The sequence below is a fragment of the Chryseobacterium taiwanense genome (genome assembly GCF_000813825.1).
GTDB lineage: Bacteria > Bacteroidota > Bacteroidia > Flavobacteriales > Weeksellaceae > Chryseobacterium > Chryseobacterium taiwanense.
Genome location: NZ_JWTA01000005.1, coordinates 46710 through 64082, shown reverse-complemented (window position 1 = coordinate 64082; position 17373 = coordinate 46710). Strand labels below are relative to the sequence as shown.

Sequence of the window (17373 nt, the reverse complement as noted above, 5' to 3'; positions counted from 1 at the left end):
ATTATTTCTTTATTTGTGAAAAAACATAAAACATTTCTGAGGCAATCTGTAAGCTTCTCTCACTATAAACTTTGGTTTGCTCAGTTGTATGATCTGAAATTTTCGGATCTTTAAAAGTAATAGGAATACGTTTTTCAGCACCTGGAATAAAAGGGCAACCTCCATCTGCTTGCGAACAGGTCATAATTGCTGCAAAATCACTGATCGGATTAAATTCATCATCATATTTTTTAGAAAACCCAATAACCGGCAATGCATTTCCATCAAATTTTATAACATACACCGAATTTTCAGTTTCGCTTAATTTCCACACATTAAAACCTACGTCAGACAATGTTTCTGCAATCTTAGGAAACAATGCCGTTGTTTCTGTACCCCCTGAATAGCATTGAGTATCAGAAATAGCATAATAATGACTCGCTACCTGAGCCCAGACCTGAGCCAAATGGCTTCTTCGGGAATTGTGTGTACAAATAAAATTGAGATGAATAGGTTTCAGATTTTTAACCTTCTGTTGAATATAATCGATTAAAGGTTGCAAAATTACTTTTCGATCGTAGGTAATTTTCTGTTGAAGAATATTTTCAACATACGCTGACAATTTTGGATTCATTGTAATGATTTTTAAAAATTAGCAGCAACCAGAATTAGGCGAACAAGAATTCTGCTTATTTCCAGACAGGTCACTCAAATTCACTTTTTGTTTTTGAGGAGGAATTCCACACGCATCCTGAGCAAAACAGGCAGTCAGTTTATTTTTCAAAACAAAATTCTTTCCGTTGAATTCAAGATCATACTTTCCGATGGTTGTATCCTGATATTCTACTTCAATTTCAAAATTTCCGATTCCTAACTTTTCTTCTGATAAATGAATGATATGAAGCAATTTTCCAGGCTTTAAACGATGTTCATAATCATCAGCATTCCAAAGCTGAAAGTTTACTTTTTCCTCTTTTCTGATGGTTCCGCCACAATCGATGAAGTTTTTGGTAACCATTCCGATTTCCGTTACATGAAAATGTTCGGATACAAATTGTCCATTTTCAAGCTCAAATTCCACATTATCTAATGTTGGAAGAATTTCTTTGATTTGTTCGAGTGTCATAAGTAGTCTATTTAAAATTGTAATATCGCAATATTACGATAATTAATTCCAAAAAAATTTTAACAGCAGTTTTGCTTTTTTACAGTCGAGATGATATTGGAGAAAAATACATTCAGAACTTCAAATGCTTTTTCATCTATACAATAGCAAATTGAATTTCCTTCAATGTTTCCTTTAATTAATCCCGCATTCTTCAGTTCTTTTAAATGTTGAGAAACAGTAGGCTGTGCTAATGGAAGTTCATTCACGATGTCACCACAAATGCATTCATTCACTTTCAGCAAATATTCAATAATTGCAATTCTTGCAGGATGCCCCAAAGCTTTTGCAATGGTTGCAATTCTATTTTGCTGTTCGGTAAAAAAATCGGTTTTGGTTGCTCCCATGATTCAAAACTATATCGCAATATTACGATAATAAATTATATTGACAAATTAAATTTCAAAAAATCCTCTCAAAAAAATTGAAAGGATACTAAAATAATAATCTGTAAAAACTTTAAAATTCTTCTTCAGACAGCTCTTTATTGACAACAGCTCCTGCAAAGTTCCCTTGCGCAACAGCATTCGCAACAGATCTCATCATTGTCACATTGTCTCCACAAGCAAAAACTCCTGGGATATTTGTTTTCTGCATCATATCCACTTTGACGAAACCATTTTCGTTTAATTCAATTCCAAGATCTTCAACATTGATGTTTTGTTCAAAACCTATTTTTGCATACAAAGCTTTTAATGAAACTTCTTTTCCGTTTTTAAAAATGATTTTCTGAATATTTCCATTTTCATGCTGAACTTTTTCTATTTCATCTTCTATAATCTCTATTTTATTCTGACTAAATTTTTCAGTCTGTTCTTTATTTAAAGTAGATTTTCCGTTAGTAAATAAGGTTAGCTCTTTTGTTAAATTAAATACCAGTTTTGAAAAGTCAAACGCGATATCACCATTGGAAAGAATTCCTGTTACTTCACCTTTCACTTCGTATCCATGACAATATGGGCAATGAATGGCAGAAATCCCCCAACATTCGGCAAAACCTGAAATATTTGGCATCAAATCTTTAATTCCTGAAGCAAGAATCAGTTTTTTAGCAGTAAATACTTCTCCGTTTTCTGTATTTATTGTAAAACCTTCAGCACCTTTCTCCATTTTCACAACTACTCCATCATGAAATTTCACTGTTTCATATTGTAAAACTTGAGCTTTAGCCAAATCGGAAATCTCTTTTGGTGTTTTCCCATCATGCGTTATGAAATTGTGAGAATGTGGAGTCTGTCGGTTACAGGGTTTCCCACTATCAATAATTAGTACATTTCGTAAGGATCTTCCTAAAGCCATCACTGCTGATAAACCAGCATAACTCCCCCCAATGATAATGACGTCAAATTTATTTTCCATAGTTTTTGCTACTTGTATTGATTGCAAAGTTAAAATAAAATTTCATTAATGCGACTTAATCGCAATAATAATTTTTATATTTGTACTATGGCTAAGAGAAATACCATCACCAAACAATTGATTCTGGATTCGCTAAAGAACTCAAAGTCTGCGGTGAGTCAGGAAATTTTACAAAAGGAATTGGGTGAAGCTGTAGATCGTGCAACGATATATAGAGTCCTTAATAGTTTTTGTGAAGACGGAATTGTTCACAAAATTTTGGGCGATGATGGAAAATATTATTTTGCTATTTGTGTAAATTGTTCAGAAAAAAAACACAAACACAATCATTTTCATTTCAGATGCTTGTCATGTGGAAAAATCGAATGTTTGCCAAACGAAATGGAAGTAAAATTACCGGAAGGTTATCAGTCGGTTAATTTTAATGGTTTTATTTCGGGATATTGTAAAGATTGCTCAAATTCTTCTCTTTTTAAGCAACAATAAATTTCTGATTAACCATTTCATCCTTTATTTTTAAAATTTGATTTGCCCAATAATTTATTCTTTCCATTTTGTTCGGAAATTCAGTTTTAGAAAGATTCTGACAGAAAACTAAACTACCTTGATATTCTTCCAACATATTTTTCAAATACATTTCATAATCTTTGGGATTTTGAGGAATGTAACCAATTCCATCACAACCACAGGTGTGGAAATCTTTTCCGATTTGGTAAAGTCCTTCGATAATTTTCCATTCTTTGATTACTGTCTTTTTCGGAGCTTTAAAATCTCGTCCTAAATCAGCCATTAGATTTCTACATTCGGGACATTTTATAGGACGGTTTTCAATTTCTAAAATCAATTCATCTAATTTATTTCGTTCTTTTTTTGTAAAAACCTGTCCTACGTTTCGAATAGATTTTCCGTTAAGCTCATGATAGACTTTATCTTTTTCAATTCTTGCTAAAATATCATAAGAATCAGTTTGCTTAAAAGATTTTCTGCAACTGAAACATGCGTAATGAGATTTATATGTTTTCCCTGCGTATCTACACATGATTTTAATTTTAATGGAAATCAAATTTACTTATTTTTAAATAGGATTGCTTCATTTCTTGTAACGACACAAAAAAATCCTGAGAAAAATCTCAGGATCAAAGTTTGAAAATTTATAGCGTTAGTTTACTATTTTTTTGATTTTTCTTTCAGTTCTTCTTTGTCTTTATCGGACGGATTCCAAACTTTTACTTCGGAATTCTGATCAATTCCTGATCCTGGAAGAATCTGAACATTAATTCCGTCACTAGCTCCCAATTTCACATACACTTTTTTGAACTTTCCATCTTTTTGTTTTGCTTCTACAAAAGGAACGTCTTTTCCGTTCTTCTTTTCATACTGAACCAAAGATTCATCCAATAGCAAAGCATTTTTCTCAGATTTTAAAACGATTTCTCCGTTAGCAGAAAAACCAGCTCTGATGTATTCATTGTTCGGGTTTTCAACATCTCCTTCTACTGGAAATTTAATAGTTCCGCTAGTATCTTTTCCTTTAGGAGCAATCATCGTAAGTTTCCCAGGGAAAGTTTTGTTTTGTAGAGCACCAATTACGATATTCATACTCATTCCTTGTTTTAACTTTCCAGCTTGTGCTTCATCAATTTCCCCCTGGAAGATCAAAGAGTTAAGATCTGCAATAGAACAAATAGTTGTACCTGCATTGAAAGAGTTAGCCTCAATTACCTGACTTCCTACTTTTACCGGTACTTCAAGTACTGTTCCTGAAGCTTTTGAACGGATCTGAGTAGTTGCCAAACCTTGCAATTCAGGTGTTGAACCTGTTTTTGCGATCTGCAATGTTTTTTGTGCAGTTACTAAAGCCTGTTGAGCATTTTTAAGTGTCTGTTCCTGAGAATAGAATTGCTGCTGAGCATTTAAATATTCCTGTTTTGAAGCCACTCCCTGCTTATACAGTTTTGCCTGCATTTCAAATTGCTTTCTCATATTATCTACGTTCAACTTGGCATTGCTGATCTGAAGCTGCTGATTATTCACATTCTGCTGTGCACTGTTTACATCAGAAAGATTCGGAACGATTCTTACTGTTGCGATCAACTGACCTACTTCTACTTTGTCTCCTTCATCTACCAAAATTTTATCGATAATTCCCGCAATATTCGGTTTAATTTCAATTTCTTCTTTCGGAACAATTTTTCCGGTGGCCATCACTTTATCATCCATGTTTTGAATGCGCGGTTTTCTGGTCAGGAAAATCTCAGCTTGTTTAGAATTTGATTTTACGAGGTAACTAATTCCTGAGAACAACGCAACCACAAGCAAAAGCCCTAAGAGAATGTAAATGGCCTTTTTCCAAGTGAATTTCTTTTTCATATGTATAGTTTATTTTTTATTTAATTGGTTTAATATTTATTCTGTTCTTAACGCTTCGATCGGTCTGATTTTCACGGCACGTTGTGCAGGAATCATCCCGATAATTAATCCTAATATTACCATTACCGACATCGCGCTGAATACGTTTCCATAATTTACAGTAGGATTATAGAATGGAAAGGAATCCTGATTCTGAGTCAGTGCATTTAAAGTCATTAAAAGGAAAATCCCTAATATAAATCCTATTAATCCGGAAGACAGTGTGATCACAACACTTTCCAGCAAAATTTGATTTCTGACTTCAGAAGGTTTCGCCCCCAATGCTCTACGAATCCCAATTTCTTTGGTACGTTCTTTTACCGTAATCAACAGAATGTTCGAAATGGCAATTACCCCTGCAAGAATCGTTAATGTCCCTACAATAATGGTTAATAACTGCATTCCTGTAAGGAAACCTGTCAGTTTTTTAAATTCTTTTCCAAGATTGAAACTTCCGAATGCATTGGTATCTTCTGGCGAAACTTTATTTCTCGCTTTTAACGCTAATTTCACTTTTTCTTCTACCTGATTGACATCCACATTCGGTTTACTCACAATCGCAAACATATCGATCTGATCACCTGCATTATACATTTTCGTATAAGTGGAAAGCGGAATAAAAGCGGTACGGTCATTTTCAAAACCACCTCCTTTTTTCACTCTGAAAACTCCAATGACATTAAAGAAAATCCCTTTGATATTAATTGATTTCCCCAACGGGTTTTCATTCTTTTTAGACTCGAAAAAGTTTTTATAAATTTCTTCTCCGATTACCACTACATTCTTATTTCCTGAAACATCGGCATCGTTGATATATCTTCCAAAGATTAATTTCTTTTCAGATATTTTATTTCCTACAGGATAATCTCCCGTTAAAGAATACACTGCATTTTTTCCGTTTCTGGACATTGATTCTCCCGGTGTTCCCGTAAAGCTTCCGCGTGAATTTTGCGGAGAGATATAATCTATTTCGGGAATTTTATTTTTAAGCATCTGAATATCGGGCAAATTAAGATGTAACTGTCTCCCTTTCGGAAAACCATCATAGGGAATCGCCGTATTCTGAGCCCAAAGAAAGATAGAGTTGGTAGCAAAGCCTGAAAATAATTTATCAAAACCATTTTCCATTCCTTTTGCAGCCCCCAAAAGACTCACATATAAAAACATTCCCCAACCTACCCCAATCATGGTAAGGAATGTACGAAGCTTATTATTCCTCAATGAATAATAAATTTCCTGCCAAGTATCTTTTTTGAATATGATATTCATCTGTGTCGAGTTATTAATTATTCTGTTCTTAAAGCTTCAATCGGTTTAATTTTCGATGCTCTGTACGCAGGAACAAAACCTGCAATAAATCCTGAAAATACCAAAGCTAGAAATGCAAGGAAAATATCTCCCCAACCTACATGTGGATCTTTAATGAAAAATTCTTCCAAACGAGTTCCAATAAGACTTAAAGCCAACACTCCTAATCCTACTCCTACAAAACCCGAAACTACCGTAATCACTACACTTTCCTGAACAATCAAAGCCACAATACTTTTAGGTTTCGCCCCAATTGCTTTTCTTACTCCAATTTCTTTGGTACGTTCTTTTACGATATACACCATGATATTACTGATCCCGATAATTCCGGCAATCAGAGTTCCTAATCCGATGAATCCTACAATCCCTGTCAAAACCGCCATAAACATAAAAGTATCATTCATATTCTGTGCGTTATTCCAGATACGAACTCCATTTTCGTCATCAGGAGAAACACTTTTTCGTGCTTTCAGCTTGTCTTTTAATTCATCACCGTATTTTATCGCTTCCTGCGGAGTCAGCTTATCATTGTAAGCAATATAAACCGTACTTACCGTATCGGAACCTTTTTTCATCTGCTGCAACGTTGAAATAGGAATGGTAATATGTCTTTCGTCCCAGTCTCCTCCGTCATCAGAGAAAACTCCGACTACTTTGAACATCGTTCCGTTAATATCAAGATCTTTTCCCACAGGGCTTCCGTTTTTAATCAAATCCCTCTGAACCATTCTCCCGATTACCGCAACATTTTGCTTTCTTTGCAAATCCATAGGAGTTAGGTAGCGCCCTTCAAGAATTTTTCTGTTTTCTATATATTTTTCTTCTGTATCCGCTCCGTTTATCTGGTAACTGCCACTCTCTTTGCCATATTTTACCATTAAATTTGCGGTATATCGCGGTGTAGAATACCCTACTTTTTCTTTATCAGTTCCTACCAGAAAATCATAATCATCATTATTCATCGTAATGGTTCTGTCAGACTGAAGTCCTTTATATGCAATAGTGGTTTTGCCTGTAAAGATTGAGATTAAATTTTGAGCATCTCTGGCAAATCCTTCTGTAAAGGCATTCTGAAGCCCTTTTCCAATACCGAAAAGTACAATAAAGATAAACAAACCCAAAGCTACTGTAAACCCTGAAAGTACCGTCCGCAATACATTACTGCGAATAGAACTGAATATTTCCTGCCAACGATCGAGGTCAAACATGTTTAATTGATTAAAAAATTAAAAAATTTAAAGATTGAAGAATTAGATAGTACAATTATCTCATTTTCAAATTAATCTATAAAACCAGCTGTTTTATAAACTCGTCTCTTTCTATGATTCCGTCTTTTAGGATTACATTTCTTTTCGTTTGTGCAGCCACATCAGGTTCGTGAGTTACCACAATAATGGTTTTACCATCATCATTAATTTCCTGAAGCAGCTTCATAATATCATGGGTTGTTTTAGAATCTAATGCACCGGTAGGTTCATCTGCCAAGATCACTTTAGGATCTGTAATCAGAGCTCTTGCGATAGCAACCCTTTGTTTCTGACCTCCGGAAAGTTCATTAGGAAGGTGATTCGCCCATTGAGCCAATCCCACTTTTTCCAAATATTCCAACGCTTTCTGATTTCTTTCTTTTCTTGATACGTTCTGATAATATAAAGGAAGTGCTACATTCTCTAACGCCGTTTTATATCCTATCAAATTAAAAGACTGGAAAATAAATCCCAAAAACTTACTTCTGTACTCCGCAGCCTTCACCTCAGACAAATGTTCAATAGGAACCCCATCCAATTCATAGGTTCCTGAATCTTTTTCATCCAAAATCCCGATTATATTAAGCAAAGTAGACTTTCCGGAACCAGAACTTCCCATAATAGAAACAAATTCTCCTTCGTCAATATTTAGGTTGATCCCCTTGAGAACGTGTAATTTACTTTTACCCGTATCGTATGATTTATGTAAATTTTGAATTACTAACATTAAGTGATTTCATTTTGTTTTCTTATAAGTAGGAGATATTTTTATTTTGTTACAAGAATTACAATTAATTAAAAATTTTAATCGTTTAATACATATTCAATTAAAAAACAATACTTTACAAATAATCGTTTAATTAAAAGAATCACAAAACATGCAATTTTAAAAGCTAAGTATCTCGAAACCAATGATAGAGCAGGTTCCTAACAAATGTGGAAAACTTTTACCTTTAAAATTCAAACATTTAAGCTTTTCCCCTTTCAAAATAGGATGCCGTTTTCTAACTTTGTGCATCGCAGGTCACAAGAGATAAAAGAAAATTCTAGTGGATAAGTTTATCAAACAACCATTTGAAAATCAATTCATTATTTATCTCTTGAATGTTATTCACATGGATCGTTTTTTGTAAAATTTTAAAGACATTATTTTAATATGGGAATTTTTGATAAAAGAGTAAGTTATAAGCCATTTGAATATCCGGAGGTTCTTCAATTCGTAGAAGCGATCAACAAATCGTTCTGGGTACATTCGGAAGTGGACTTTACTGCAGACGTTCAGGATTTTCATTCTCAACTTGAACCTCACGAAAAGCACGCTGTAAAAAATGCATTATTAGCTATTGCACAGATCGAGGTGTCTGTAAAGACATTCTGGGGAAATTTATATAATCACATGCCAAAGCCTGAACTGAACGGTTTGGGAGCTACTTTTGCAGAATGTGAATTCCGTCACTCTGAGGCGTATTCTCGTTTGCTTGAGGTGTTAGGTTATAATGAAGAATTTACACATGTTGTGGAGGTTCCTGCTTTAAAAAAGAGAATTGACTTTTTGTCAAATGTTCTTAAACACGCAAATTCTGCAACTCCGAAAGAGTATGTTTCTTCTCTTTTATTGTTCAGTATTTTAATTGAAAACGTTTCTCTGTTCTCGCAATTTGCAATCATCCTTTCTTTCACAAGATTTAAAGGATACATGAAAAATGTTTCCAATATCATCGCTTGGACTTCTGTAGATGAGCAGATTCACGCTAATGGAGGAATTTTCCTTATCAACAAAATACGTGAAGAACAACCAGATCTATTAACGGATTCTGATATTGAAGATATTTATACATTGGTTGACCAATCTATCGAACTGGAAGGTGAAATCCTAGACTGGATCTTTGAATTAGGTGAATTAAGCGTTTTCTCAAAAGAAGATTTGCTAAACTTCATGAAGTACCGTGTTGACGACAGTTTAAAGAAAATCAACATGAAAACAAGATACAACGTTTCTCCTGAGCAATACAGACCAATGGTTTGGTTCGAAGAAGAGGTTTTCGCAAATTCTATGGATGATTTCTTTGCAAAAAGACCAGTAGATTATACGAAGCACGATAAGAGTATTACTGCAAACGATCTTTTCTAGTTTTACATACTTAGATGTGAAAAGCGCGAGCGAAGCGAGCGTCGAAACAGTTAGTATTAATGATGTCATATTGAGCGAAGTCGAAGTATCTTTAAAAATAGATAATCTTCGTTGCTCGGAATGGTAAAACCAATCAAAACACAAAAAAAATGATCAATGTAATTGTCACTTACACCGTAACTCCTGAATTCGTTTCAGAAAACAAAACGAATATTCGGAAGTTCTTGCACGACTTTAAAAGTCTAAATCAGGAAGCTTTTGAATATAAAGTGTATATAAAAGATGATGGTGTCACATTTTTACATTATTCAAATTATATTAATGAAGAGGTACAATATGAGGTTCTGAATGTTCCGTCTTTTAAAGAATTTCAAAAATTAAGAGATGAAAGCGGATTAAATGGTTCGCATAAAGTAGAAGTTTTACAATCAATATAAAAAGCAACAAAATTCCTGAGTGTGTAAAAGCATTCGGGAATTCGAAAATATAAGGACTATGGAAGAACAAAACAACAATATATGGTGGCTCAATGAAGAATCTGAGCAAATGCTTAACAGAGGATATCTTCTAAAAGGGGAAACGGTAGATGGAGCTATTGAAAGAATTACCACTGCTGCTGCCAAAAAACTTTACAAACCTGAACTTCAACCGGCATTCAAAGAGATGATTACCAAAGGTTGGATCAGTTTCTCGTCTCCTGTTTGGGCAAACATGGGAACGCAAAGAGGTCTTCCTATTTCTTGTTTCAATGTTCATATTCCGGACAGCATTGAAGGCATTACTCACAAAATGGGTGAAGTCATTATGCAGACAAAAATCGGAGGAGGAACTTCAGGATATTTCGGAGAACTTCGTAACAGAGGAACTGCTGTAACAGATAACGGAAAATCTTCGGGAGCAGTTTCTTTCATGAAACTGTTTGATACAGCAATGGATGTTGTTTCTCAGGGTGGTGTAAGAAGAGGTGCTTTTGCAGCTTATCTAGATATTGACCACGGAGATATTGAAGAATTTTTATCAATCAAAGATATCGGAAGCCCAATCCAGAATTTATTTACAGGAGTTTGTGTTCCTGATTATTGGATGCAAGATATGATTGATGGCGATATGGAAAAACGTAAAGTTTGGGCAAGAGTGCTAGAAAGCCGTCAACAAAAAGGTCTTCCTTATATTTTCTTTACTGACAACGTAAACAGAAACAAGCCTCAAGTTTATAAAGACTTAGGATTACCTGTAAATGCAAGTAACCTTTGCTCTGAAATCATGCTTCCTTCTTCAAGAGAAGAGTCTTTCATCTGCTGTTTATCATCGATGAACTTAGAATTGTATGATGAGTGGAAAGATACAGATGCTGTAAAATTAGCAGTGTATTTCTTAGATGCAGTTCTTTCTGAATTTATCGATAAAACAGAAGGAAACTACTATCTTCAGGGAGCAAGAAACTTTGCAATGCGTCACAGAGCACTTGGATTAGGAGTTTTAGGATATCATTCTTATTTACAGAAAAATATGATTCCATTTGAAAGTTTTGAGGCAACTCAATTCAACGCAAGAGCTTTCAGACATATTAAAGAACAGGCAGAACAGGCTTCAAGAGAATTAGCAAATATCTACGGAGAACCTGAATTATTGAAAGGATACGGATTGAGAAACACCACAACGATGGCAATCGCTCCTACTACTTCAAGTTCTGCTATCTTAGGACAAACTTCTCCGGGAATTGAACCATTTGCATCCAACTATTATAAAGCAGGTCTTGCAAAAGGAAACTTCATGCGTAAGAACAAATATTTAGCAAAATTGCTAGAAGAAAAAGGTCTTGACAACGAAGAAACATGGAGAACAATCATGTTGAATCACGGATCTGTTCAACATTTAAAGGAATTAACTGACGAAGAGAAAGCTGTATTTAAAACATTTAAAGAAATTTCTCCGATGGAGATCATTTCTCAGGCAGCTCAAAGACAGCAATATATTGATCAGGCTCAATCATTAAACTTACAGATTCCTTCTACGATGCCTGTAAAAGATGTCAACTATCTTTACATTGAAGCATGGAAAAAAGGGGTGAAAACATTATACTATCAAAGAAGTTCTTCAGTTTCTAAAGAAATGATGGTGAATTTTGTTACTTGCTCAGCTTGTGAAGCATAGCAAATAATAAACAATTAGAAAAACTAGGGAAACCGCAGAATATTTCTGCGGTTTTTTTTATTTGCTTATTCTTTTAAGCTATTAAAACGAACATTTTTCACAGAAAAAAAGAACTAATTCACAAGTATTAGAGTGAATAAATATCAAAATTAATCCCTTAAATTCTTAATTTAGCTATAGACTAAAAATACCCTTATGAAATTCGGACAAGTAGAAGATCCTTCACAAATAGATTTTACCTTACCTAAAGATCATCCAAGAACAAAAGATATTTTAAAGCAAAATAAAAAGGGCTTGGAAAATATCTCCATCGGATGTGCAAAATGGAATAAGACTGATCTAAAAGGGTTTTATCCCAAAGGAACAAAAGATGAGTTATCTTATTATTCTACCCAATTCAATTCTATAGAACTGAATGCCACTTTTTATGGAATGCCGACTCCGGAACAGGTACAAACCTGGAAAGAAAAGACTCCGGCAGATTTTAAATTTTTTCCGAAAATCACCAATACGGTTTCACACTTTAGAAGGTTATTGAATATTGATGATGTGGTAACACAATTTGCTTCGGCGGTATTGAATTTTGATGAAAAACTAGGAATGGTTTTCCTTCAGCTTCACGACAATTTTAAACCAAAAGATTATGAAAGACTGGAAAAATTTGTCAATAACTGGCCACAGGAAGTTCCATTGGCAATAGAACTGAGAAATACAGATTGGTTCACCGACGAGGAAATCTTAAATAAAACCTGTGAGCTTTTCGAAGAAAACAATATTACTAACATCATTGTAGACACAGCAGGAAGACGAGACATGCTTCATATGAGACTTACTACACCCAATGCATTTATCAGATATGTAGGAGCCAATGCCGAAAGTGACTATGAAAGATTAGACGACTGGTTGGAACATCTTACAAAATGGAAGAAAGACGGGCTTCAGAATCTTTATTTCTTCGTGCATCAAAATATTGAAAAAGCATCTCCTCTTTTGTCCGCCTATTTTATCAAAAAATTGAATGAAGAATGGAAAACTGAGATTAAAATCCCTCAAATGGCTACTGAAAATATGCAAACGCTCTTTTAGTCTATAAAAAAAATGCATTAAAATAACATTATTAATTAAAAATAAACAAATATAAACCTCATATAAACAGAGAATTACCATTAAAAAGCACAAAAAAATCAACACTTTGAAAAGTGTTTTGAATATTTATAAAATTCACTATATTGTGACCGTTTAAATCACACTATGGTAGAGTAATAAAAAACTAAAATCATGGAAAAAGAAATTTGTACTATCACCCTCACAGGAGAACAACCTGAACAGTATACATTCTACAGCAACAATACAATAAAAAAAGTAGAAAGTATTGATAACCCAAATCAGCAGACAGAATGGTTAGAACCTAGCCAGATCAACAAACATAATAAAGACAGAATCATCAGAAGTTGTCCGGAAGATGTAAAAGAAGTCGTAATGCAAATCTTAGACTATCCTTAATGGGATAGTCTAATTTATTTTCTTCTTAGAAATAAGGATAGATTTAAAAATAAAAGCAGGAGATTTAGCGTGATTAAAATCCCTAGTTTAATGTTTTCCTGGTTGTAAGCTTCTACTTCTTTTTTGGCGATACCTGATAATTTGACGCTTTGATTGATGTAATTCTGTACTTCAATCATCTGATCAATATTTTTATTCGGAACCGAATGTTGGGAAAAGTAAACAGCATTTTTCTTCCCTAAATACCCAATAATCCAATACTCATCCGAATTTTTCATTTTCAGATATTCAATACGATAGTATTCAGGACGTATCTTCCCCAAATGTATTACTTCCAATACATCATTTTTATCTACATGATTGACGTTTATCACATAAAAATCCAAAGGTTGTGGAAGTTTATTGATCAACTGTAGAGCAACAGCATTCTGTACAACACCAATAGAGCTTTTTTTGATAAACCAATAGGTAAAAAGAGAAATGGAAAAAACTAATGTGATAGCTCTAAAAATCTTTGCCCAACCTAGTTTTACCTTTGATAAAAACAGAGAAATGATTAAAGTAACTAATATGATAAAAAGAAGATACCCCATTTCACAAAGATAGTTATTTATGTATATTTGCCACTTAATTAAATAAATAACTATGAAAGGAATTATTCTAAGCTTGCCACTATTCTTAGCAAGTATTGGATACGCACAAGTAAAATTTGAAAAAGGGTATATTATCAGTAAAAATGATAATGCAAAAAAAGAAGTATTAATTAAAAATCTAGATTGGATTAACAGTCCAGATAATTTTACATATAAAAAAGATAATAATTCTATTGAACTCAAAGGTACTCCTTCAGATATCAAAGAATTTAGAGTTTATGGATCTCCCAAATATATTTCATATAATGGACTTATTGATACTTCTCCATCTGATTTATCAAACCTATCTAACCAATCTGAACCAGAGAACAAGAACATATCAACATTTTTGAAAGAAATAATTTCAGGTGATAAAAACCTTTATTCTTACATAGGATCAAAAAGTTCAATCACTTATTTTTATTCTGATTCTAATGTGTCAGAAATTAAACCCTTAATTTATAAAAAATATCATCCTGATGGCAATGAATCTCTTGTTGCAACCAACGAAAGCTATCTTCAACAATTAAAAGATATTTTTAATAATGATCCTAAATCACTATCACTTATTTCACAAACAAGATATAGTACAAACAGCTTAGTGAAAGTTTTTAAAGTGCATAATTCGCAATTTTCAGAAAATTCTGACGAAGAAGCTATAAACATAAAAAAGGTACCCATCAAGTTCAATTTACATATTAGACCTGGAGTCAATTTTTACTCCCCTCTAAAGACTACTTATATAGTAGGAAGTAACGAGTTTCCATCAACAACTAATTTTAGAATTGGTATTGAAGCAGAAATGGTATTACCTTTCAATAAGAATAAATGGGCAATTCTATTAGAACCAACATATTCATTTTATACAAATAAAAAGATCACTGCAGCTACAGGAAATAATCTTTACAATATGAGTATGGATGGATATTCATTCATTAATATCCCAGTAGGTATAAGACACTATATGTATTTAAATGAGAAATCTAAATTTTTCCTAAATGGACAAATGAATCTTATAACATTGAGATCAGGTAAAGCTAAAACTATTGATCTAGATTATGAAGGATATATTTTTTCTCAGACAAAATTAGCATCAAACCAGACATTCAGAAGCTATTCTTTTGGCGCTGGTTACAATTATAATAATAAATATAGCATAGAATTAAGATACAATACTGCAAATAATATTATTGACAGTAAAGAACCCCAAAAAGCCAAAATTTCCTATACTTCTATAATTTTAGGATATAATATATTCTAATCTCACTCTACATTCCATTCTTTAAAAAACTGGTGGAGGAAAGTCAGCATAAAATCATGTCTTTCCTCTGCTATTTTCTTTCCTTCAGAAGTGTTCATAAGATCTTTCAGTAAAAGAAGCTTTTCGTAAAAATGATTGATTGTCGTTCCGTTGGACTTTTTATATTCTTCTTTAGACATATTCAAGCTAGGTTTAATATTCGGATCATACATCGGATTGTTTTTAAAACCACCGAAATTAAACGTCCTGCCTATTCCAATCGCTCCAATCGCGTCAATTCTATCTGCATCCTGAACGATTTTAAGCTCGATAGGTAGATTTTCAGGCACTTCTCCTCTATTCTTAAATGAAATATTTTTGATCACAAATAAAACCTGTTCAATAATATCCTCAGAAGTATTTTGACTTTCTAAAAATTCACGGGAAATCTTTAACGCCAATGTTTCATCCCCGTTATGGAATTTAGGATCTGCAATATCATGCAATAACGCTGAAAGCTCTACAACCTCAACATTACAATCTTCCTTTTCAGCAATTTTCTTAGAAAGTTTCCATACTCTTTCGATATGAAACCAATCGTGTCCCGCTTCTGCTCCTTCTAATTTTTCTTTTACAAACTGTATCGTGTTGTCAATCAAATTATTCATTTACCAATTCTTTTAAAATAATTTCCCAAAGTTTTTTATTATAACTTCTGAAAAAATTAACGTGTCCTATTTCTCCTTTTTCCGATTCAGAGGTTTTTACAATTCTGTAGGTTGGTTTAAGATTCGGGTAAGTATCTTCCAATAAACTTCTTACTCCTTTTTCAGTAAGCCATACATCATCTTCTGCGCGGATTACAAATACTTTTTGAGTTAATTTTTTAGAATAGTCCTCTATTTTATCCAACAATCTGTTGGTAGATTTCTTGTTCAAAATTAAGGTTCTCCAGTCATAAGCGCAATTTTTTGGAAGACTTTCTCCCAAGCCAAACCAATTAGCAGGAAAATATCCCAAAAGCTCAGTAAAGAGAGGTTGTGCTACTCCAAATCCAAAATATGCCTCCATTTTTGTTCGCCATTTCAAATTCCCTACAAAGGCATTCTGAGTTCCTACAAAAAAGAATTCATCAAATATTTCCGCATCCTGATTCATTCCTAAGATTAGTGCACCCACAGAATGTCCTAAGCAATATTTTTTATAGGTCGAAAAATTCTTTTGTATATAATTGGTAAGCGTTTTAAAATCTTTAGCTCCCCAAGTTCTCATAGAAGCATTAAATTTCTTCATTTTTAAAGGCTTTGAAAGACCAATTCCTGCATAATCATACGTAATCACAGTAAATCCTTTTTCCGCAAAAAATTGGGCAAATGAAAAATAGATCTGCTGCTTTACTCCTGTTGCAGAATTAATCAATAAAACCTTATGATTACTCTCTTCAGGAATAAAAACATGAACTGCTAAAGCTACGCCGTCCTCAGTTTTAAGAATAATTTTTTCCATAAAACAATAAAAAGTCCACTTCAAAAATGGACTTTTTATTTTAAAATATTTTATCTAAAAACTTTATTTCAGTATGCGATAAATAATTGTTTAAATTTAAACCAATACTTCTATAAACTCAGTTACCATTTTTACAGGTTTATCACTCTTGTCATACGCGATATAACTTGCATAAAATCCTTCTCCATATCCCGTTTCAAAACCAAAAATAGTTCCCGGATGTTCTTCCGAAGGTTTCAAGAACGCATACTGATCTATCGCACCGTTTTCATCAAAGAAATGTTCATGGAAAAATTCTTCATAGATCCCCATAAAATCTGCTCCCTTGCTTTTGTATAAGCTCTGCTCCAGGTCATTAAGACTATTCTGCGTATCAACATCCATAAAACAGCCCATCCCGCTTTCTACAGGATATCCGAAAACTTCTCCTTCCGCCAAATCTTTTACAGATTGTCCAGGTATCGTAGCCATTTTCCAGTCAGCAACTTCTGAATTACTGAAAATAATTTCAGCATACGCCACACAATTGCTTTCTCTTTCTTTATGTAATAAAACAGAAAAGTCTCCTTTAGGAAATTCTGTAGTGAAAGGCTGCATATCATTTGTAATCAAAGGATCACAAGCAACCAGCTTTCCACTTGAAAGATAGATTTTCCCAACTTCGAAGCTTTCCAATAACGGACTTTCTACGAAGTTTTTTGAGAATAGTTTTTGTATATTTTCTAAGTGTGTCATTTTAA

At 33.5% G+C, this 17373-nt stretch carries 20 protein-coding genes; 7 read left to right on the top strand and 13 right to left on the bottom strand.

The annotated features are described in order from the left end of the window. Position 1: 1 nt before the first annotated feature. The 4 genes from RM51_RS06895 to RM51_RS06880 all read right to left on the bottom strand — a co-directional run bounded on the left by RM51_RS06895 (position 2) and on the right by RM51_RS06880 (position 2503). Positions 2–613 carry an arsenate-mycothiol transferase ArsC gene (locus tag RM51_RS06895; RefSeq protein ID WP_039366743.1) on the bottom strand — a complete coding sequence of 204 codons (612 nt, stop codon included), beginning with the start codon at positions 611–613 and terminating at the stop codon, positions 2–4. An 18-nt stretch (positions 614–631) separates the two neighbouring features. Next, positions 632–1105: a DUF6428 family protein gene (locus tag RM51_RS06890; protein ID WP_039366740.1), complete on the bottom strand. Its 474-nt coding sequence runs from the start codon at positions 1103–1105 to the stop codon at positions 632–634. Positions 1106–1164: 59 nt separating this feature from the next. Then, positions 1165–1491 carry an ArsR/SmtB family transcription factor gene (locus RM51_RS06885; RefSeq protein WP_039366735.1) on the bottom strand — a complete coding sequence of 109 codons (327 nt, stop codon included), beginning with the start codon at positions 1489–1491 and terminating at the stop codon, positions 1165–1167. Between the two features lie 112 nt (positions 1492–1603). Continuing rightward, the gene (locus tag RM51_RS06880) at positions 1604–2503 is read right to left on the bottom strand and encodes an NAD(P)/FAD-dependent oxidoreductase (protein WP_039366732.1); all 900 of its coding nucleotides are present in this window, start codon (positions 2501–2503) and stop codon (positions 1604–1606) included. A gap of 87 nt (positions 2504–2590) precedes the next feature. Between RM51_RS06880 and RM51_RS06875 the strand changes: the two genes are divergently transcribed. Next, positions 2591–2989 (top strand): Fur family transcriptional regulator, encoded by a 399-nt coding sequence (locus RM51_RS06875; RefSeq protein ID WP_039366728.1) that lies wholly within the window; start codon positions 2591–2593, stop codon positions 2987–2989. Here the strand turns inward: RM51_RS06875 and RM51_RS06870 are convergent. The 5 genes from RM51_RS06870 to RM51_RS06850 form a co-directional block, all read right to left on the bottom strand. Next, positions 2976–3542 carry a hypothetical protein gene (locus tag RM51_RS06870; RefSeq protein ID WP_039366726.1) on the bottom strand — a complete coding sequence of 189 codons (567 nt, stop codon included), beginning with the start codon at positions 3540–3542 and terminating at the stop codon, positions 2976–2978. The two genes, RM51_RS06875 and RM51_RS06870, sit on opposite strands and share 14 nt — an antisense overlap. A gap of 128 nt (positions 3543–3670) precedes the next feature. Further along, positions 3671–4873, bottom strand: coding sequence for an efflux RND transporter periplasmic adaptor subunit (locus RM51_RS06865; protein ID WP_039366723.1), 1203 nt, complete (start codon positions 4871–4873; stop codon positions 3671–3673). 36 nt (positions 4874–4909) lie between these two features. Continuing rightward, positions 4910–6181: an ABC transporter permease gene (locus RM51_RS06860; RefSeq protein ID WP_039366720.1), complete on the bottom strand. Its 1272-nt coding sequence runs from the start codon at positions 6179–6181 to the stop codon at positions 4910–4912. A gap of 17 nt (positions 6182–6198) precedes the next feature. Beyond that, positions 6199–7428: an ABC transporter permease gene (locus RM51_RS06855; protein ID WP_039366717.1), complete on the bottom strand. Its 1230-nt coding sequence runs from the start codon at positions 7426–7428 to the stop codon at positions 6199–6201. Positions 7429–7504: 76 nt separating this feature from the next. Then, entirely contained in the window at positions 7505–8194 is a 690-nt protein-coding gene (locus RM51_RS06850; RefSeq protein WP_039366714.1) for an ABC transporter ATP-binding protein, read from the bottom strand. A gap of 429 nt (positions 8195–8623) precedes the next feature. On the opposite strand from RM51_RS06850, the gene RM51_RS06845 reads away from it, so the two are divergent. From RM51_RS06845 to RM51_RS06825, 5 genes are all read left to right on the top strand, one after another. Further along, entirely contained in the window at positions 8624–9598 is a 975-nt protein-coding gene (locus RM51_RS06845; protein WP_039366711.1) for a ribonucleotide-diphosphate reductase subunit beta, read from the top strand. Between the two features lie 149 nt (positions 9599–9747). After that, positions 9748–10035: a hypothetical protein gene (locus tag RM51_RS06840; RefSeq protein ID WP_039366707.1), complete on the top strand. Its 288-nt coding sequence runs from the start codon at positions 9748–9750 to the stop codon at positions 10033–10035. Between the two features lie 49 nt (positions 10036–10084). Next, the gene (locus RM51_RS06835; protein WP_262483696.1) at positions 10085–11752 is read left to right on the top strand and encodes a ribonucleoside-diphosphate reductase subunit alpha; all 1668 of its coding nucleotides are present in this window, start codon (positions 10085–10087) and stop codon (positions 11750–11752) included. 195 nt (positions 11753–11947) lie between these two features. Beyond that, a complete protein-coding gene (locus RM51_RS06830; protein WP_039366702.1) occupies positions 11948–12838 on the top strand; it encodes a DUF72 domain-containing protein in 891 nt (296 codons plus the stop codon). A gap of 192 nt (positions 12839–13030) precedes the next feature. Beyond that, positions 13031–13255, top strand: a complete 225-nt coding sequence (locus RM51_RS06825; RefSeq protein WP_039366700.1) for a hypothetical protein — start codon at positions 13031–13033, stop codon at positions 13253–13255. A gap of 14 nt (positions 13256–13269) precedes the next feature. Here RM51_RS06825 and RM51_RS06820 read toward each other — a convergent pair whose 3' ends face one another. Further along, a complete protein-coding gene (locus RM51_RS06820) occupies positions 13270–13848 on the bottom strand; it encodes a hypothetical protein (protein WP_039366698.1) in 579 nt (192 codons plus the stop codon). A 52-nt stretch (positions 13849–13900) separates the two neighbouring features. On the opposite strand from RM51_RS06820, the gene RM51_RS06815 reads away from it, so the two are divergent. Continuing rightward, on the top strand, positions 13901–15148 hold the full coding sequence (locus tag RM51_RS06815; protein WP_039366696.1) for a hypothetical protein: 1248 nt from the start codon (positions 13901–13903) through the stop codon (positions 15146–15148). 2 nt (positions 15149–15150) lie between these two features. Here the strand turns inward: RM51_RS06815 and RM51_RS06810 are convergent, their stop codons facing one another. From RM51_RS06810 to RM51_RS06800, 3 genes are all read right to left on the bottom strand, one after another. Next, positions 15151–15795: an HD domain-containing protein gene (locus RM51_RS06810; RefSeq protein WP_039366694.1), complete on the bottom strand. Its 645-nt coding sequence runs from the start codon at positions 15793–15795 to the stop codon at positions 15151–15153. Then, complete coding sequence (locus tag RM51_RS06805; RefSeq protein WP_039366692.1) at positions 15788–16633, bottom strand: alpha/beta hydrolase family protein; 846 nt, start codon at positions 16631–16633, stop codon at positions 15788–15790. Before RM51_RS06805 ends, RM51_RS06810 begins: the two co-directional genes overlap by 8 nt. A gap of 96 nt (positions 16634–16729) precedes the next feature. Next, complete coding sequence (locus RM51_RS06800) at positions 16730–17368, bottom strand: DUF4241 domain-containing protein (protein WP_039366688.1); 639 nt, start codon at positions 17366–17368, stop codon at positions 16730–16732. Between the last annotated feature and the right edge of the window lie 5 nt (positions 17369–17373).

What these genes read in the sequence shown, in the direction of transcription:
- RM51_RS06855 (WP_039366717.1), bottom strand. Translation starts at nt 7,428, where the DNA reads ATGTTTGACCTCGATCGTTGGCAGGAAATATTCAGTTCTATTCGCAGT.
- RM51_RS06870 (WP_039366726.1), bottom strand. Translation starts at nt 3,542, where the DNA reads ATGTGTAGATACGCAGGGAAAACATATAAATCTCATTACGCATGTTTC.
- RM51_RS06850 (WP_039366714.1), bottom strand. Translation starts at nt 8,194, where the DNA reads ATGTTAGTAATTCAAAATTTACATAAATCATACGATACGGGTAAAAGT.
- RM51_RS06820 (WP_039366698.1), bottom strand. Translation starts at nt 13,848, where the DNA reads ATGGGGTATCTTCTTTTTATCATATTAGTTACTTTAATCATTTCTCTG.
- RM51_RS06825 (WP_039366700.1), top strand. Translation starts at nt 13,031, where the DNA reads ATGGAAAAAGAAATTTGTACTATCACCCTCACAGGAGAACAACCTGAA.
- RM51_RS06805 (WP_039366692.1), bottom strand. Translation starts at nt 16,633, where the DNA reads ATGGAAAAAATTATTCTTAAAACTGAGGACGGCGTAGCTTTAGCAGTT.
- RM51_RS06840 (WP_039366707.1), top strand. Translation starts at nt 9,748, where the DNA reads ATGATCAATGTAATTGTCACTTACACCGTAACTCCTGAATTCGTTTCA.
- RM51_RS06845 (WP_039366711.1), top strand. Translation starts at nt 8,624, where the DNA reads ATGGGAATTTTTGATAAAAGAGTAAGTTATAAGCCATTTGAATATCCG.
- RM51_RS06895 (WP_039366743.1), bottom strand. Translation starts at nt 613, where the DNA reads ATGAATCCAAAATTGTCAGCGTATGTTGAAAATATTCTTCAACAGAAA.
- RM51_RS06830 (WP_039366702.1), top strand. Translation starts at nt 11,948, where the DNA reads ATGAAATTCGGACAAGTAGAAGATCCTTCACAAATAGATTTTACCTTA.
- RM51_RS06800 (WP_039366688.1), bottom strand. Translation starts at nt 17,368, where the DNA reads ATGACACACTTAGAAAATATACAAAAACTATTCTCAAAAAACTTCGTA.
- RM51_RS06885 (WP_039366735.1), bottom strand. Translation starts at nt 1,491, where the DNA reads ATGGGAGCAACCAAAACCGATTTTTTTACCGAACAGCAAAATAGAATT.
- RM51_RS06865 (WP_039366723.1), bottom strand. Translation starts at nt 4,873, where the DNA reads ATGAAAAAGAAATTCACTTGGAAAAAGGCCATTTACATTCTCTTAGGG.
- RM51_RS06880 (WP_039366732.1), bottom strand. Translation starts at nt 2,503, where the DNA reads ATGGAAAATAAATTTGACGTCATTATCATTGGGGGGAGTTATGCTGGT.
- RM51_RS06860 (WP_039366720.1), bottom strand. Translation starts at nt 6,181, where the DNA reads ATGAATATCATATTCAAAAAAGATACTTGGCAGGAAATTTATTATTCA.
- RM51_RS06875 (WP_039366728.1), top strand. Translation starts at nt 2,591, where the DNA reads ATGGCTAAGAGAAATACCATCACCAAACAATTGATTCTGGATTCGCTA.
- RM51_RS06815 (WP_039366696.1), top strand. Translation starts at nt 13,901, where the DNA reads ATGAAAGGAATTATTCTAAGCTTGCCACTATTCTTAGCAAGTATTGGA.
- RM51_RS06810 (WP_039366694.1), bottom strand. Translation starts at nt 15,795, where the DNA reads ATGAATAATTTGATTGACAACACGATACAGTTTGTAAAAGAAAAATTA.
- RM51_RS06890 (WP_039366740.1), bottom strand. Translation starts at nt 1,105, where the DNA reads ATGACACTCGAACAAATCAAAGAAATTCTTCCAACATTAGATAATGTG.